The organism is Flavihumibacter sp., assembly GCF_036676075.1.
GTDB lineage: Bacteria > Bacteroidota > Bacteroidia > Chitinophagales > Chitinophagaceae > Flavihumibacter.
In genome coordinates this window covers 556,311-572,041 of record NZ_JAKFDQ010000007.1, presented here as the reverse complement: position 1 = coordinate 572,041, position 15,731 = coordinate 556,311, and the positions used below count along the sequence as shown (strand labels likewise).

The 15,731-nt window shown below is 47.7% G+C and carries 12 protein-coding genes; 9 read left to right on the top strand and 3 right to left on the bottom strand.

Translation table 11 applies throughout. The features are described from left to right. Positions 1–65 precede the first annotated feature (65 nt). On the top strand, positions 66–1,010 hold the full coding sequence (locus tag V6M43_RS05285) for a DUF72 domain-containing protein (protein WP_332733059.1): 945 nt from the start codon (positions 66–68) through the stop codon (positions 1,008–1,010). Between the two features lie 84 nt (positions 1,011–1,094). On the opposite strand, the gene V6M43_RS05280 is transcribed toward V6M43_RS05285, so the two are convergent. Both V6M43_RS05280 and V6M43_RS05275 read right to left on the bottom strand, forming a co-directional pair. After that, positions 1,095–2,369, bottom strand: a complete 1,275-nt coding sequence (locus V6M43_RS05280) for a Y-family DNA polymerase (protein ID WP_332733057.1) — start codon at positions 2,367–2,369, stop codon at positions 1,095–1,097. A 10-nt stretch (positions 2,370–2,379) separates the two neighbouring features. Further along, positions 2,380–2,814, bottom strand: a complete 435-nt coding sequence (locus V6M43_RS05275) for a LexA family protein (RefSeq protein WP_332733055.1) — start codon at positions 2,812–2,814, stop codon at positions 2,380–2,382. An 80-nt stretch (positions 2,815–2,894) separates the two neighbouring features. Between V6M43_RS05275 and V6M43_RS05270 the strand changes: the two genes are divergently transcribed. The 5 genes from V6M43_RS05270 to V6M43_RS05250 are packed head-to-tail and all read left to right on the top strand — an operon-like array spanning position 2,895 to position 7,887. Further along, on the top strand, positions 2,895–3,515 hold the full coding sequence (locus V6M43_RS05270) for a hypothetical protein (RefSeq protein WP_332733053.1): 621 nt from the start codon (positions 2,895–2,897) through the stop codon (positions 3,513–3,515). A gap of 10 nt (positions 3,516–3,525) precedes the next feature. Continuing rightward, positions 3,526–4,185 (top strand): 2'-5' RNA ligase family protein, encoded by a 660-nt coding sequence (locus V6M43_RS05265; RefSeq protein WP_332733051.1) that lies wholly within the window; start codon positions 3,526–3,528, stop codon positions 4,183–4,185. A gap of 53 nt (positions 4,186–4,238) precedes the next feature. After that, positions 4,239–5,279 (top strand): PA0069 family radical SAM protein, encoded by a 1,041-nt coding sequence (locus tag V6M43_RS05260; protein WP_332733049.1) that lies wholly within the window; start codon positions 4,239–4,241, stop codon positions 5,277–5,279. Between the two features lie 38 nt (positions 5,280–5,317). After that, complete coding sequence (locus tag V6M43_RS05255; RefSeq protein ID WP_332733047.1) at positions 5,318–6,463, top strand: aromatic ring-hydroxylating oxygenase subunit alpha; 1,146 nt, start codon at positions 5,318–5,320, stop codon at positions 6,461–6,463. Further along, the gene (locus V6M43_RS05250) at positions 6,460–7,887 is read left to right on the top strand and encodes an APC family permease (protein WP_332733045.1); all 1,428 of its coding nucleotides are present in this window, start codon (positions 6,460–6,462) and stop codon (positions 7,885–7,887) included. Before V6M43_RS05255 ends, V6M43_RS05250 begins: the two co-directional genes overlap by 4 nt. Before the next feature lie 122 nt (positions 7,888–8,009). On the opposite strand, the gene V6M43_RS05245 is transcribed toward V6M43_RS05250, so the two are convergent. Next, positions 8,010–10,820, bottom strand: coding sequence for a TonB-dependent receptor (locus tag V6M43_RS05245; RefSeq protein WP_332733043.1), 2,811 nt, complete (start codon positions 10,818–10,820; stop codon positions 8,010–8,012). 86 nt (positions 10,821–10,906) lie between these two features. Here V6M43_RS05245 and V6M43_RS05240 point away from each other — a divergent pair, with 86 nt between their 5' ends. The 3 genes from V6M43_RS05240 to V6M43_RS05230 all read left to right on the top strand — a co-directional run bounded on the left by V6M43_RS05240 (position 10,907) and on the right by V6M43_RS05230 (position 15,218). Next, entirely contained in the window at positions 10,907–12,481 is a 1,575-nt protein-coding gene (locus tag V6M43_RS05240) for a RapZ C-terminal domain-containing protein (RefSeq protein WP_332733041.1), read from the top strand. Positions 12,482–12,577: 96 nt separating this feature from the next. After that, positions 12,578–13,480: a nucleotidyltransferase family protein gene (locus V6M43_RS05235; RefSeq protein ID WP_332733039.1), complete on the top strand. Its 903-nt coding sequence runs from the start codon at positions 12,578–12,580 to the stop codon at positions 13,478–13,480. 466 nt (positions 13,481–13,946) lie between these two features. Beyond that, positions 13,947–15,218 carry an ATP-binding protein gene (locus tag V6M43_RS05230; RefSeq protein ID WP_332733037.1) on the top strand — a complete coding sequence of 424 codons (1,272 nt, stop codon included), beginning with the start codon at positions 13,947–13,949 and terminating at the stop codon, positions 15,216–15,218. Positions 15,219–15,731 lie beyond the last annotated feature (513 nt).

Here is a 15,731-nt window from a genome sequence, read left to right as displayed (position 1 = left end):
ATCGCGGGAAAGTTACCGACTATTTAAATGCTAAATTGCGTGCATTGATGCAGTAAACAACAATTATGGAGTTTGGACACCTGCCCGAAGAAATGCTGGATAAGGCCGATCTCAGCCTTCCCGCTGATCCGCCAATAAATGATGCTGTACTCCCCGGCTTGAGAGCCACCGATCCTAAACTTTACCTGGGCGCCACACGCTGGACCCAGCCCGAATGGCTGGGAAATTTATATCCCGAGAAAGCAAAGGCCGCAGATTTCCTTCAGCATTATGCAGCGCAGTTTAATTGCATTGAACTTAATGCCACTCATTATAAACTTTATGATGCCGTTGCTATGCTCAGGTGGCAGCAACAGGCAGAAGCCGGATCATCCCCTGTCGGCCGCTCGCCCTTCCTGTTTTGCCCCAAGCTCTACCAGGGAATCACCCATCGCGGAAGCCTGAAAGGGAAAGAATCGATGGTTTCCGAATTCACAACGGCAATGGATGCCCTAAGAGATAGGGGGGATGGCAACCTGGGACCGATATTCATCCAGCTCTCAGAAGCATTTGGCCCCGGCAGGCAGGTAGAATTGCTTGAATTCCTCTCTTCTCTTCCAACCGGATTCAACTGGATGGTAGAACTCAGGCACCCCGAATGGTTCAGCAAACCAACCCGCACAGAACAGTTCTTTGAAACCCTTCGCACGATAAATATAGGCGCTGTGATAACAGATGTTGCCGGCCGCCGCGATGTTTGTCATATGCATTTAACCCTGCCTTCCACCATGATCCGGTTTGTGGGAAACCAGGGTCATCCAACAGACTATACCCGCCTCGAGGCCTGGGCAACCCGCCTCGCCAAATGGTATGATGCCGGACTCCAGCAGGCAGTTTTCCTCCTTCATCTCGGAAATGATGCAGTATTGCCTGACTTCTCCCAGTTCGCCGCCAAAACGCTTTCCACTGCCACCGGTATTGCCCTTTCGCCCCCCAAGCTGCATGAGAGTTCCCAGGGCAAACTCTTTTAGGTGTCTGACACATGTTAAGGGAACGTTCGAACATATGTTCGAACATGTTGCGAACATGTGTCAGACACCTAACCGCCAGGCCCCTTACCTCACTTCAAACAACTCATCCCACCTCGTTGTGTATCGCGGACTCCGCATCTCCTGCCGCATTTTCCAGGGACGATCAATTCCTGAAGCCGCAAATTTCACCATATCATTACGCTGACTGAAATTGATATTGTCCAGCGCCTGCATCAGCATTTTCCCCTTATTGCCAACCTCCCCCGAAAACAGGTTCCCCTGAATCGCTTCATCAGGTACCAATCCCCCCAACAATACACCGGCCTTAAGATAGCGCTCGCCCTTTTTAAAGAGGGCCTCCGCCAGTGGAAGCGTATACGCGATCAGGTCATTGGTAGAACTGCTCGCCGAGGCCAGCACCGCATTGCTGCTGAACTTCCTTGGATTATAACTGAATTTTTCACCCGAGGCCGCCACCACATAAACTTCCACCCAACCCGCCGCATGCTGCTGCCGACGCAGTTTTTCAGCAGCCCTCGCTGTATAGGTTGCCACGGCCTCGCGAATGGCAGAAAGATTTTCCACCGGTCTTCCAAACATTCGCGAAGTGCCGATCATTTTTTTATTCTCCAACGGATCTTTCATTTGTATGCATGGCTCTCCATTAAGCTCACGGATCAGTCTTTGTCCCACCACCCCGCCCAGGTTTTTTCTCGCCCATTCCAGTGGCATCAAACTCAGCTTCCACGCATTGCTGATACCCCATTGCCGAAGCTTTTCCGCATACTGGTAACCCACTCCCCAAATATCTCCCACTTCAGTACTCTCCAGCGCACTGCGGATCTCGTCCCTGTCATCCAGCACCATCACACATCCCGATCCCTGCTTATCTTTCTTCGCAAGGCGGTTCGCAACTTTACAAAGCACCTTCGTTTGCGCCACACCGATAGATACCCTGATCCCTGTCCATTGCTCCACCATCTCCTTTAATTGAAACGCTTGCTGTCGAAAGCTTTCACCGGTTCCTTCACCTAGCTGAAGAAAGGCCTCGTCCACCGAATATACCTCCACATTTTCTGCTCCAACCTGCATCCGCAACGTATCCATCACGCGCATGCTCAGGTCGCCATATAAATTATAGTTGGAAGAAAACACAGCTACCGATCCGGACTTCATCGCATCCCGCTGTTGAAAAAAAGGAGCACCCATGGGGATGCCCAGCGTTTTAGCCTCATCACTCCGCGCGATCACACAACCGTCATTATTGCTCAGCACCACAACAGGCGAGTTCTCCAGGGATGGCCTGAACAATCGCTCGCAGGAACAGTAAAAGGAATTGCAATCAAGTATTGCCAGCATAGGGATTTTTTTAAAGGGAATGCACCACATAAGTGACCACTCCCCAGATGCCAAAGCTTTCCGATCCTGCATCAATATCAATGGCTGCAAGCTTATCGGTTTCAGGAACCAGCCGCATCTTGTTGAAGGTTTTTTCAAAACGGCGGATCAACATCTCTCCATTTAATATGGCGATCACTACCTTACCATTCTGGGGCTTCACCGACCTGTCCACGATCACCAGGTCGCCATCATGAATGCCAGCGCCAATCATGGCATCCCCGCGAACCCGCAGGAAAAAAGTGGCCGGCTTGTTACGCACCAACTGCTCATTAAGGTCAATACCCCGTTCTGAATAATCATCGGCCCCGGCGCCGAAACCCGTCGCATTGGCATTGCGGACCTGGTGCTGGTCAAAGGTTTTCGTGCCCAGGTAGGAGGCCGTAAAAATGTTGTCGAAATCCATATAAAATAAATTTTTCAATACTAAAATCTTTAGTAAATTTATGCTAAATAAGTTGGTTGCACAGATTTTATTTTAAGAAAATGACAGAAATATTAACCTCCCGCCGGGTTTATGAAGACAGGTCCATGGCCGATTACAGGCTCCAGGTGATAGCTCCTGAGGCTGTCCGGGAAAAAATCATCGAGGAGACCAATTATGCCCGAAATGTATTTGGAGAGGAGGCTTTCACGGGCGGGGAAGATTGCCTCGTACTGGCTTCATTCAAGGCAAGGGAAGAGATGGAAGATACCCTTCTCCGATGGCTCCACCGGATCATCGGACAGCAGGAGGGCTTTGCCATACTCCTTAATAATTATGGTAGTCTGCCTGGCGCCCCCTTGTACCTGAGGATCCAGGATCCAACCCCGTTCCACCAGTTGGTCGATTCCCTCAGGGTGATCGACGCACTTATGAAAGGAAATCAATGCTCCTCACTTCAATTATACAGGACGCCCCGTCTCATGCTGATGCGATCCATGAAAGAAGAGCGGGAACTGGAAATGCTGCTCGATTTCTCCGCCAGAACATTCCGCGCTGAGATGGAGGTGGAAGAACTGCAACTTGTAAGGCAGGATAGTGAGGGCAGTATAAGACTGGTCAGCCGGCTTGCCTTAATGCCAAGGGGATTAAAAAGACAAGAAACAAATAACGATAACGATTAAATGATTCAACATGCAAACTGCAACAAGAACATATGAGCATGGCGTTAATGGTGCTGCACCGTACAATGGATTATTCAGCATGCCCGGCTACCAGGTTTATGAATACCAGTTGGTGCTGGCTATTCCTGATACTATTAAGGACAGGATCCGCAAATTGCGCCAACAGTTTTCTGAACAATACAATCTTCCTGTCCCGCGTAACAGTGCAGTGATGATACCACTCGTCAAATTTCGTCAGCGGCAGTTACTGGAAGAGAAAATGAGATCTTCCCTACACCAACTGGTAATGGGATGGCGTCCCTTTACGGTGAACCTGAAAGATTATAAAAGTATGCCTACCCACAGCATCTATATTCCCGTTACCAGTAAATCCGCCTTGCAACAATGTGGTCGTGAATTGAAATCAATGCAACACCTGCTCCGGCCCGATACCAATCACAATCCTTTTTTTCCACAGGAACAACAGTTGATCATTGCTGCCAAATTGCCTCCGGGTATTTATGAGAAAGCCTGGCAGCAATATGCCTATCGCCATTTCAATGCTCAATTCATGGTAGATGCCTGTCTGTTGCTGAAAAGAAAATCAGGTGGACAGCACTGGCAAATTTTGCAGCGAATGGAATTAAAAGACATGCCGGTAGGGGTGAAGCAGGGGATGTTGTTTGCGTAAGGAAGGCAGATGGAGGGATAGAGAGATGGAGGGATGGAAAATAAAATATTTTTATGAAGGGAAGAGGTGCGCAAATAAATACTGCCAACCGTTTTGATAAACATTCGGCAAGCAGGGAACATATCGAATCAGTTGATGACTGGAGTGAAGCTGATCCTGTTACAAAATATATTGAACAGGAAGGGAAGGCGCTGGTCAATAAGGTTGATTCGCCAGATGTAAATATGTTCTACAGCATGAATCCCTATCAGGGTTGCGAACATGGCTGCATTTACTGTTATGCCCGTAATTCGCATGAGTATTGGGGTTATAGTGCTGGAGTGGATTTTGAACGCAATATCATTGTCAAGAAAAATGCTCCGGAGTTATTGAGAAAATTCCTGATGCGACCTTCCTGGGAATGCAAGCCCATCTCCATCAGTGGTAATACGGACTGCTACCAGCCGGCTGAAAAAAAATACCGTATCACCAGGCGCCTCCTGGAAGTATGTAATGAGTTCAACCAACCAATTGGCATCATAACAAAGAACGCCGGTGTACTGCGCGATAAAGACATACTATCTTCCATGGGTGAACGAAACCTGGCATCTGTCATCGTTTCTATTACCAGTATGGATGAATCCCTCCGGCGGGCAATGGAGCCAAGAACCACAACTGCCCAACAGCGCCTTCGTGTTATAAAAGAACTCAGTGATGCGGGGGTTCGCACCGGTGTAATGCTCGGCCCCATGATACCCGGTCTTAATGATCATGAACTTCCTTCAATACTGGAAGCCGCCGCTGAAGCTGGTGCAAAGTTTTCCGGATATACTTTCGTACGACTCAACGGTGCCGTGAAACTGATCTTCCATAACTGGCTCTATACAACATTTCCTGATCGTGCCGATAAGGTCTGGCATAGTATAGAAGACGGTCATGGTGGAAAGGTGAACGACAGCCGCTTCGGTACCCGTATGCGGGGAGAAGGAAAAGCAGCAGAAATGGTCCGCCAGCAATTTAAAACCTTCAGTAAACTCTACGGACTCAACCAGGATCGCTGGGAATTGGATACGGACTCCTTTCGTAAACCCGGACAGCAACTTAGCATATTTTGATATTTTCCCGTAATTTCTACGGGTAAAGCATCAAACGCATGCCCCAATTTTCAGTAGACCCCGATATCGCTAAGGCCAAAACAATTTCTAAGGATTTTTATATTAACCAACGGCATTTTGATGATGCCAGGGAACTGATATTTGCGCCCACCTGGCAATTTATAGGTACTACAGACCTGGTTAAAGAGCCCGGTGATTGCTACCCTATTACTTTATTGAATGGTTATCTCAATGAACCACTTTTATTGACCCGCGATAAGGATGGTCAATTACATTGTCTCTCTAACGTTTGTACCCACCGCGGAAACCTTATGGTCTATGAACCCTGTCGCAATAACCAGCTCCGCTGCAAATACCATGGCCGGCTTTTTGACCTCGATGGACAATTCCGCTCAATGCCCGAATTCAAGGAAGTGGAGAATTTTCCTTCGGAAGAGGATAACCTTAAACAACTTCCACTTTTTCAATGGGGTAAGCTGCTTTTCACATCGCTGCAAGGTGCGCGCAAGGCAGGTAGCGAATCCGTCGATGAAAATAATCCTACACCTACCGCCATACCCGAAGCCATACCTGCAGAAACGATGTTCAGCGAAATGATCAACCGGGTGGGATGGCTACCTATGGATAAGATCCAATATCGTCCCGATCTTTCCAGCGATTACATGGTCAAAGCAAATTGGGCACTCTATTGTGAGAATTATCTCGAAGGTTTTCATATTCCTTTCGTGCATGCCTCACTCAATGCCGTGCTCGACTTCGGAGAATATACCACGGAAGTATATAAATATTCCAACCTCCAACTGGGCATCGGCAAAAAAGGTGATAGCTGTTTTGAATTGCCCGCTAATTCACCCGATTTCGGTAAGCAGGTGTCTGCATATTATTTCTGGGTCTTCCCCAACATGATGTTCAATTTTTATCCATGGGGATTATCATTCAACCTGGTGCAACCCCTAGACGTTGATACCTGCAAAGTTTCTTTCCTGAGCTTCGTTTATGATGAAAGCAAAATTGGAACCGGCGCAGGCAGCGGACTCGATACGGTTGAACACGAAGACGAAGAAGTAGTGCAGATGGTACAGAAAGGTATCCGTTCCCGCTTTTATGAACATGGCCGCTACAGCGTAAAACACGAAAAAGGAACACATCATTTTCATTCGCTCATCGCATCATTCATGAGATGAGCAAACTCCTCCGCACCATAAATTCCAGAACGGCAATTGCCCTCGTGGTGGGAACCGTAATTGGTTCAGGTGTTTTCATGAAGCCATCCCTCATGCTTGGACAACTGGGCTCTCCCTGGTTGCTTTTATCTGTTTGGGTGGTGGCTGGATTGGTTACTATTTTCGGTGCGCTCAGTAATGCCGAAGTGGCTTCTTTATATCCTGAAACAGGTGGTCCCTTTATCTTCTTCCAGAAAATGTATGGCAAAACATTTGCCTTTCTTTATGGCTGGGCAGCCTTCGCGGTCATCAATACTGCAGGCAATGCTTCCATCGCCTATATCTGTGCAGAATACACAAATTATTTCATTGCTCTCCCGCGCTTCGATGCCATAACGGAGAAGGCTATCCGCTTCTATATTCCCTTTATCGGCTACGTATTCCCCCTTGCCAATGCAGGCGTTAAGGCACTCACCATAATGTTGATCCTGATTCTGACCGCCATCAATTATCGCACTGTTCACGGGGGTGGCGCATTGCAACGTTTCTTAACTGCACTAAAAGCGTTGGCGATTCTGCTTTTGATAGGCGGCATCTTCACAAGCGGTAAGGGATCTTTTACCCATCTGGCGCAATTGGTAGATCGGAATTTTGAAATGAGTTATATCGGTGCCTATATGGCTGCCTTATCGGGAGCTTTCTGGGCCTATGATGGCTGGAATAATATCAATACCGTGGCGGGTGAAATAAAGGATCCCCAACGCAATATTCCGAAGAGCCTGCTGCTTGGTTTGGGTGCCTGCATGGTCATTTACCTGCTGCTCAACCTCGCCTATATTTATGTATTACCCGCGGAGCAGATGAAGCAGTCTTCTTTTGTTGCCTCCGATACGGCTGAAATGGTATGGGGCGCAATAGGGGGAAGCCTCATAACGCTGATGGTTATCTTCTCAACCTTCGGCGCACTGAATGCAAACATCTTTGCTACGGCCCGGCTAACTTTTTCTCTCGGCGAAGAAAGTAAATGGTTCTCCCGCGCAGCTAAGGTTCAACCCGATTACAAAACCCCCGGCAATGCCCTCTGGCTGAACGCCATCTGGGCCTCCGCCATGGTGATCTCCGGCTCCTTCGATATGCTCACCGATATGCTCATATTTGTATCCTGGTTTTTCTATGGCATGGGCGGACTCGGACTCTTCATCCTGCGCTGGAAAAAGCCCGATCTCCCCCGCATTTACAAAGTTCCCGGCTATCCCATCATCCCCGCAATTTTTGTACTCTTCACTGCCCTATACCTTGTCACCACGCTCTACACCGATATTGCTAACTACCGCGCAGGGAACGTCCCCATCATCAACTCCCTGCTCGGCGTCCTCATCACTCTGGTAGGCCTCCCCGTTTACTGGCTCAGCCGGCGAGGAGCTAAGGTGTCTGACACATGTTAAGGGGACGTTCGAACATATGTTCGAACATCCCCCGAATTAATCATAATATATTAGAATTCCTGAAACCTTTTCACGGTTTTATCCCAACATGTCCGAACATCATCCGAACATGTGTCAGACACCTAAAACTTAAAGCCCAACCGCACAAATCCCCTGCGTCCATTAGCGCCCATCTGCACAGCATCCCAGGGACCGCCGGTTTCATTGTTGAACGCCCACCATTTCGCTCCCGGTGCAAAACTCATATCGGGATGGGTGTTGAAAATATTGTCCACGCCCCAGTACAGCCCGAAATTCTTGCTGAGTTGGTAGCTCATATAAATATCGGCAACAGCTTTTCCGCTATACACATACTGATCGCGTACGGGGCGGCCATCATCATCGGCAGGTACATAGGCATATAGATCACCACGATTGAAAGGGGGATTGAAATCTTCTGCCGTCCCATCCCCATATCCCAGCAAAGTCTGCTTACCGAAATAAGTGATGCGACTACCGATACCGAACTTCGCCCAGTTATGTTCCAGCACCAGCCCGAACTTACTGTTAGGCGCAGACGCTAATATGAAAGCCTGCTCACGATCGGTAAGGAAAGTCGCCCTTAGTTCCGGCGTTCCGCTGAGTTTGCCGGGAACATTCACCTTGTCAATGGTCATATCCTGGATATTGCCTGTCAGCAAAGCCTTAAAACTCCTCAATCCAAAACTCTTATTATATTCCAGCACCACATCAATGCCCTTGTTGGTTGTATTCACTGCGTTCGCAAAGAACTGCGCCAGTGCAACATCCAGGCGGATCATCTCGGCCCGCAGCGCCGGGTCAATGCCTTCATCATCCGCACTAAATTGTCCACTTAGCACCACCCTGTCTTTTACCTGAACCCAATAGCCATCAATGGTAAGCGATAATGCCGATCCCAGTTTGGCGGTAAATCCAAGTGAGGCATTCAGCGAATTCTCTTCCTTCAACTCGGGTATGCCCGCAGCACGCGTCACCTCCGAATAGTTGGGAGCGATCTTCACCTCCTTGATCTCGGTACCCTGCACCGTGGTGAAGGTGGAAGAAAAGTTCATCTGTTGCAGGGAAGGCGCGCGGAAACCCGTGCTGAAAGATCCCCTGATATTCACGGCCGGACTCACCTTATACCTCGATGCTACCTTGAAATTTATGGTCTCACCGAAATCACTGTAGTTCTCAAATCGGGTTGCAACACCCACCAGCCACTTAGTGCTGATATCGAATTCTGCATCCGCAAAAACACCTACCACCGATCTTGTTGCATTCACCTCATCCGCAGGCTGGTAGCCGGGGAAACCCTGCGCACCGCCCGCCTTTTCACCCGCCGGATCATAGTTCCGATAGGATGCTTCCTCACCAGCAAAAATCTTATAGCGCTCACGACGGTATTCCGCTCCAAAAGAGAGGTTCATGCCCGCCGCCACATTAGTAAAGGCACGCGTGAAATCAAGATTGGCAGTATTCTGCCGGAAATTAAATCCGCCATCATCAAACTTCGTTTGTCCCGCACCGAGAGAAGCATTAAAAGTGCGGTCGCCATAGAAATGAAAATCATTCATACCGAAACTATTACTCAGATCCCAGTTCCAGGAACCCGCCATACCACGCAATCCCGCAGCAACACTGGCATCCTTGATCTTCGTTTGTATATGAGGGTTAAAATAGGTTTCACCATCGGAAGTTTCCTTCATGATGCCATCCACAAAAATCATATCCCCGTTTTCATCTGTGGGAAAACGATCGGGCCGGGCCGACCAGTTCCTGGTAAACGCATAGGCATCGGAAGCCTTGGCATTATAGCCGCCAAAACTGTAGAAAGTTGCATTTCCCAGGGCCTTGGGTACTTCCGCATTGTAAAAAATTCCGCCCCCCAGCATGGAGCCATCCCCATGCGCGCGGCGATAAATATTGGTGGGAAGCCAGTCCTTGGCGAACTCTTCAGTAACCAGTGTTTGACGGAATGTTTTCCCGGTGGCAAGGAAGTTCCCGGTAAAATTGATAAAACCATTATTCTTTAAAGCAACACCATAATTGAGATTGGCATTAAAAGCATTTCCGTCGATCTTTCCCTTATAAACATATTGTCCGAGATCGGGTTTCTGCGCGGGATTGAATTCATCATCATAGTAGGCCGACCAGCCCGCATTACCCGTCAGCTCGCCGGTTGATTTTTTCAGCACCAGGTTGATAACGCCAGCAATTGCATCGGAACCATACTGTGCAGAGGCACCGTCGCGCAATATCTCCACGCGTTCAATAGCATTGATAGGGAAAGCACTGAGATCGGTCCCTGAGTTACCCCGTCCGCGGGCACCAAATACAGCCACAAAAGCAGTCTGGTGGCGGCGCTTACCGTTCACCAAAACCAGTGTCTGGTCCGGACCGAGACCCCGCAATGTTGCCAGGTCAATATGATCGGCACCATCACTACCGCTCTGTTTGTTATAGTTGAAAGAGGGCGCCGAATAATTAATAATGGAGGTCAGGTCCATTCTTGCCGTAGGCAGCGATACCTGTCCAACATTCACTACATCCACCGGCACCGGTGTTTCGATCTTCACCCTGCCAGCGCGCCGGGTACCAACCAGCACTACGCCGCTGAGGTCAGTAATGGTTGGTTCCAGCGAAATACTCAGGGATGTTTCATTGCCCACGGTCACCGTCAGCGGAGCGTAGCCGATCATCGTGATATCCAGCACATCTTTGGGGGAGGCCGTTACGCTGAACTGGCCGGCCTCGTTGGTGGAAGTTCCCGCTTTAGTGGCCCGCACTTTCACCGATACGCCGGGCAACGGGGCACCCGATTTGCTATCGGTAATTGTACCGCTAATGACGGTTTGGGAAAAAACGGGGAAGCTGAGCAGGCATAATAATGCCAGGAAGCTGTTAAACAGCAGTAGTCTGGTTGGTTTCATGCAGTTGGGTGGTTTTAGTGAATTTACAGAAAATCAGGTAAAAGCCATTAAGGGGCTGCCTTTCCCTTATATTTGACGCCACTTATATGGAAAGAATAATTGAACATGTAGCAGCGCTCTGGCGAAATTATACCGGTACCGAGGCCGCGGAGATTACCAAGTTACCGCAGAGCGGTAGTGATCGCCTGTATTTCAGGATCCGGGCAGGCAGCGCTGTGGGCAATGGCAACGCCGTGAACAATGGCAGCTCCCCGGGCAACGGAATCACCGCGACCCAACCCGCAATAGTAACCGACCCCGGTCCCGCCTATAACGGCATATCCTCCTGCAAGCATTCCTGCATTGCAACCTATAATAACAACCTGCGCGAAAACCAGACCTTTCTTTCCTTTACGGAATCGCTTCGTTCCGCTGGATGTCCCGTGGCCAATGTTGTAGCGCTTAACGATGCGGGTGATACTTACCTGCAGGAGGATTTTGGCGATACCTCCCTCCTCAACCTGCTGGAGCAGCAGGGGTATAGCGCCGAGGTATATGCGCTTTTCCAGGAGAGCCTTTCTAAACTGGCGCACCTGCAGGTTCGGGGAGGTGCACAGATCAATTATGATATGTGTCTTACCGCGCATGAATTCGGCAAGCAGGCGATACTAAGCGATCTCTTATACTTTAAATATTATTTTCTCGATACGCTGAAGTTCCCGTACGACAAGCAGGCTTTGCTCAACGATTTTGAAGCGCTGAGTACCTACCTCACGCATACGGAGAACAAGCATTTCATGTTCCGCGATTTCCAGAGCCGCAATATCATGGTTACTGATGATGGCCAGGTCCATTTCATCGATTACCAGGGAGGCATGCGGGGTGCATTGCAATATGATGTGGCTTCGCTGCTCTGGCAGGCGAGGGCCGAGCTTCCGGAAGATTGGAAGAACAGTCTGCTGGAATATTATATAGGGGAGGTGTCGCAACATTTGCCGCATCCGCTGGATCCGGCACTTTTCACGGCGCAGTACAATGGGTATGTATTGATCAGGTTACTGCAGGTGTTGGGAGCTTACGGCTTCAGAGGATTTTTCCAGCGCAAGGCGCAGTTTCTTTCGAGTATTCCGCTGGCGCTGAAAAACCTGGCGGCGTTTACCGATAGCCGGCGTATGGGCATTGCCGTTCCCGAGTTCGATAAATGCCTGCAGTATTGCACCAGTGAGGAGGTGATGGCAAAGTTTGAGCCGCTCCGCGCCGATGAATCCACGCCGCTTGTGGTGCGGATCCATTCGTTCTCTTATAAAAAGGGGATTCCTCCTGATCCCACTGAAAACGGGGGGGGATTTGTGTTTGATTGTCGGGGTATCCTTAATCCGGGAAGGATCGCTGAGTACAAGACGCAAACCGGCCGCGACAAAGCTGTTCGTGATTACCTTGAGCAGCGGACGGTGATGCCTGATTACCTGAACTCTGTTTTCGATCTCGTGGATATTACAGTCACCGATTATATTAAGCGGGGATTTGAGAGTTTGCAGGTGAATTTCGGTTGTACCGGCGGACAGCACAGATCTGTTTATGCTGCCGAAGCCCTAGCCCGTCATCTGAAGAATAAATTTGGTGTCCGTATCGAGTTGCGCCACCTGATGCAGGAAGAAAAAAATTGGATCAACACGGGTTAGGGGCCCCCAAATCTTACCTCTTACCTCTTACCTCTTACTTCTTACCTCACTTTTGCCTCTTACCTTAATTCTTAATTCTTAAATCTTACCTCTTACATGAAAGGGATGCTTTTTTCCGCCGGCCTCGGCACACGTTTCAAACCTTGGACCGACAAGCATCCCAAGGCTTTGGCGATGGTGAATGGAAAGAGTTTGCTGCAGCGTAATATTGAATATTTCCAGCGATTTGGGATTACCGAGGTGGTGGTGAATGTGCATCATTTTGCTGACCAGGTGATAGAGGCGTTGGATCGTTCGGGGGGATGGGGATCTAAGATCATCATCAGCGATGAACGCGAAGAACTTCTTGAAACTGGTGGCGGACTTCTAAAGGCGCGACCTTTTTTGGAAAGGCCTGCCGCGTCACCCGTCACGCATGATGCCGAACCACGGCCAGGTCCTTCTTCAGACTCAGGTGCCGCATCTGTGCATCAGGATAGTTCCGAACTATTTGTAACGATAAACGCCGATATCCTCACCGACCTTGATCTCAATAAACTGATCGCCTTTCATAAGGAGCAGGAAGCGCTCGTAAGTTTTGGTGTAACCGACCGACTCACCTCCCGCAACTTTTTATTTGATGCGGAAAATCGTTTACGCGGCTGGGTTAATACATCAACGGGTCAATACCGCTGGCCTTCTGGTTCCACAAGCCAGGAGCCTTCCGGCCCAGCAATGCAAAACCTTTCTGACTTTACTTCACAACACCCATCTGATTTACCTATTCATTCCGCTCCGGCAAACATTTCCTCCCTCATTCAGAAAGCTTATAGCTGCGTAGTCGTCTTTGATCCCCGCATATTCGGACTCATGCGCCATACAGGGAAATTCTCCATTGTTGATACGTACCTCGATCTTGCTAACGATCACCGCATCATGGGTTATGATCATAGTGGCGACCGTCTCGTGGATGTTGGCAAACCGGAAAGCGTTGCCCTCGCAGAAGCTATGTTTCCCTGATATTTTCTTACAAATAGAAAGTGGCGGTCAATCACAAGGTTTTTTCCACCGGCGCAAAATTTTTACAAATCGAAAGTTCCCCAAAGGCCATTGGTATTTTTCGCCCGCACATAATTCTTACAAATCGCAAATGGCAACTTTCTGTCCTAGGTATTTAGTCTCACCGATTTTTTACAAATCGAAAGTTCCCCAAAATGCCATAGGTCTTTTTAGCCCGCACATAATTCTTACAAATCGCAAATAGCAACAATCTGTCTTAGGAAATTTGTCTCATCGATTTTTTACAAATCGAAAGTTCACAATAGGGCATTGGTATTTTCTCCCGCATAAAAATTCTTACAAATCGAAACTACCAAATCAGGTCTTATCACCCCTTTTACAAAACCTCCAAAAATTTACCATCTTTATCAGCCACTTGCAAGTTGTAAATTCTAAGACAGGTTAACAAAATACCTGTAAGAGAATCATGCTTACAAGAAATATTCGACCTCCACTTCGGGAGTTGCTGGAGCAGTTAAATGAAGATGGTGGTATTATTTTTATTACCGGGCCGCGCCAATGCGGAAAGACAGTACTTGTAAAAAATATTCTCGAACTATTTTCTTTTTCGGAAATGAAGTTTAGTTATTTCTCTCTATCCGATCCTGCAATTCTGGAGAAGGCAGTGATAAATCCCCCGAAGTTTATTCGATCTTTAAAGGGTTTGGTGGTGCTTGATGACCTTCATTTTTTTCCGGAACTGATTGGGATGATAGCTGAATATTCAATTTCATTAAGGAGATCCGTTATTGAAAAGAGTTCATCTTCTGATCAGGAGAAATCGGGGTTAATATTGATTTGTCACGATAAAAGCCTGGCCCCGCCTGATATTGACATGGTAATCATGCACTATCTTTCAATTTATGAGCGATCGGCAAGAAGTAGAAAGCCAACTTCACCGGAGCAATATATCATCGGAAGTACTTTCCCGTCCCGGAGTAACAAACCATATGATCCAAGGTGGTGCCAAAAGCATGTGGAGGAATTGATAATGGATATTACCAATCGTTATCAGATTCGTCAGCTTGAAAATTTCAGGAAATTTATTAAAACGGTAGCTACTTATATAGGTAAGGCAGTTAATCTAACGGATATGGCTAGCTGTATTGGTGTGAGCCGTACTACCATTTCCACCTGGTTGAAAATTCTGGAAGATAATTTTATCATTTATCTTTTGCATCCTCACCAGGATGGTTTCAGTAGAAATGGATACAAAAGAAGAACCGTTAAAACACCCAGATTGTATTTTCATGAACCAGCATTGGCAGCGTTTTTGCTGGGCATTCAGGATTTTGAATCACAGGCGACAATTCAGCTCAAAGCAGCCCTCTTCGAAAATTTTATTATCCTGGAATATTTAAAATGGATGCTGAACCGGATCGCAGAACCAGGCCTGTATTACTGGAGGGATAATACCGGAAATGAAGTTCCATTGGTGATTGAGTTAGCTGATCGACTTTTCCCTGTGTTGATCCTTTACCAGCGAAAATTATCCAGGCGTGATCTCGATTTTGTTGAGCGGTGGAGGAAGCTATGCGGGTTCTGGTGGGGAACCGGCGTTTATGCAGGAGATAATTCCTATATGGATCGCTGCCGCCGGCTGCACGCCTGGCAAAAGCCTGTGGCAGTCGAACTGGTAGATGTGCCTAAATTCCATAGAAAAAATTTTAATCTCTTGCCGGTAAAACATAAAGTATAAATTTCGTATTGTCTGGATCTATTTACGATTTGTAAATACATACTCAAACTCCGAAACCAGCTTATCATACCTCTACTTACGATATGTAAAACGTAAACCATTTCCTTTGGTACAAATCAACATGCATCAAAATTGTATTAAACTTTAACCGCTTTCGATTTGTAAAAAAACTAATTCATTTGCTTTAGTGCTCTGTTTAAACCTGCTTTCGATTTGTAAAAATTAATCAATATCTAAAGAGTATTGTATTTTACCTATTTCCGATTTGTAAAAAGATCGCAATAGTCCCCAGCTGAGGCCCTGTAATAACTACTTTCACTTTGTAAAAAATATCAACCCTTATCCAACAATTACGCTGCGTTATCTACTTTCATTTTGTAAGTAATCGCAAACACGCATGAACAGTTGTCCTGCATTATCTACTTTCAATTTGTAAAAAAACGCAACCACCCGAAAACATCATCCTGTTCAGAACTACTTGCGATTTGTAAGCATTAATTCAAATACCCTAAC

What these genes read in the sequence shown, in the direction of transcription:
- V6M43_RS05265 (WP_332733051.1), top strand. Translation starts at nt 3,526, where the DNA reads ATGCAAACTGCAACAAGAACATATGAGCATGGCGTTAATGGTGCTGCA.
- V6M43_RS05250 (WP_332733045.1), top strand. Translation starts at nt 6,460, where the DNA reads ATGAGCAAACTCCTCCGCACCATAAATTCCAGAACGGCAATTGCCCTC.
- V6M43_RS05270 (WP_332733053.1), top strand. Translation starts at nt 2,895, where the DNA reads ATGACAGAAATATTAACCTCCCGCCGGGTTTATGAAGACAGGTCCATG.
- V6M43_RS05260 (WP_332733049.1), top strand. Translation starts at nt 4,239, where the DNA reads ATGAAGGGAAGAGGTGCGCAAATAAATACTGCCAACCGTTTTGATAAA.
- V6M43_RS05230 (WP_332733037.1), top strand. Translation starts at nt 13,947, where the DNA reads ATGCTTACAAGAAATATTCGACCTCCACTTCGGGAGTTGCTGGAGCAG.
- V6M43_RS05245 (WP_332733043.1), bottom strand. Translation starts at nt 10,820, where the DNA reads ATGAAACCAACCAGACTACTGCTGTTTAACAGCTTCCTGGCATTATTA.
- V6M43_RS05275 (WP_332733055.1), bottom strand. Translation starts at nt 2,814, where the DNA reads ATGGATTTCGACAACATTTTTACGGCCTCCTACCTGGGCACGAAAACC.
- V6M43_RS05255 (WP_332733047.1), top strand. Translation starts at nt 5,318, where the DNA reads ATGCCCCAATTTTCAGTAGACCCCGATATCGCTAAGGCCAAAACAATT.
- V6M43_RS05235 (WP_332733039.1), top strand. Translation starts at nt 12,578, where the DNA reads ATGAAAGGGATGCTTTTTTCCGCCGGCCTCGGCACACGTTTCAAACCT.
- V6M43_RS05280 (WP_332733057.1), bottom strand. Translation starts at nt 2,369, where the DNA reads ATGCTGGCAATACTTGATTGCAATTCCTTTTACTGTTCCTGCGAGCGA.
- V6M43_RS05285 (WP_332733059.1), top strand. Translation starts at nt 66, where the DNA reads ATGGAGTTTGGACACCTGCCCGAAGAAATGCTGGATAAGGCCGATCTC.
- V6M43_RS05240 (WP_332733041.1), top strand. Translation starts at nt 10,907, where the DNA reads ATGGAAAGAATAATTGAACATGTAGCAGCGCTCTGGCGAAATTATACC.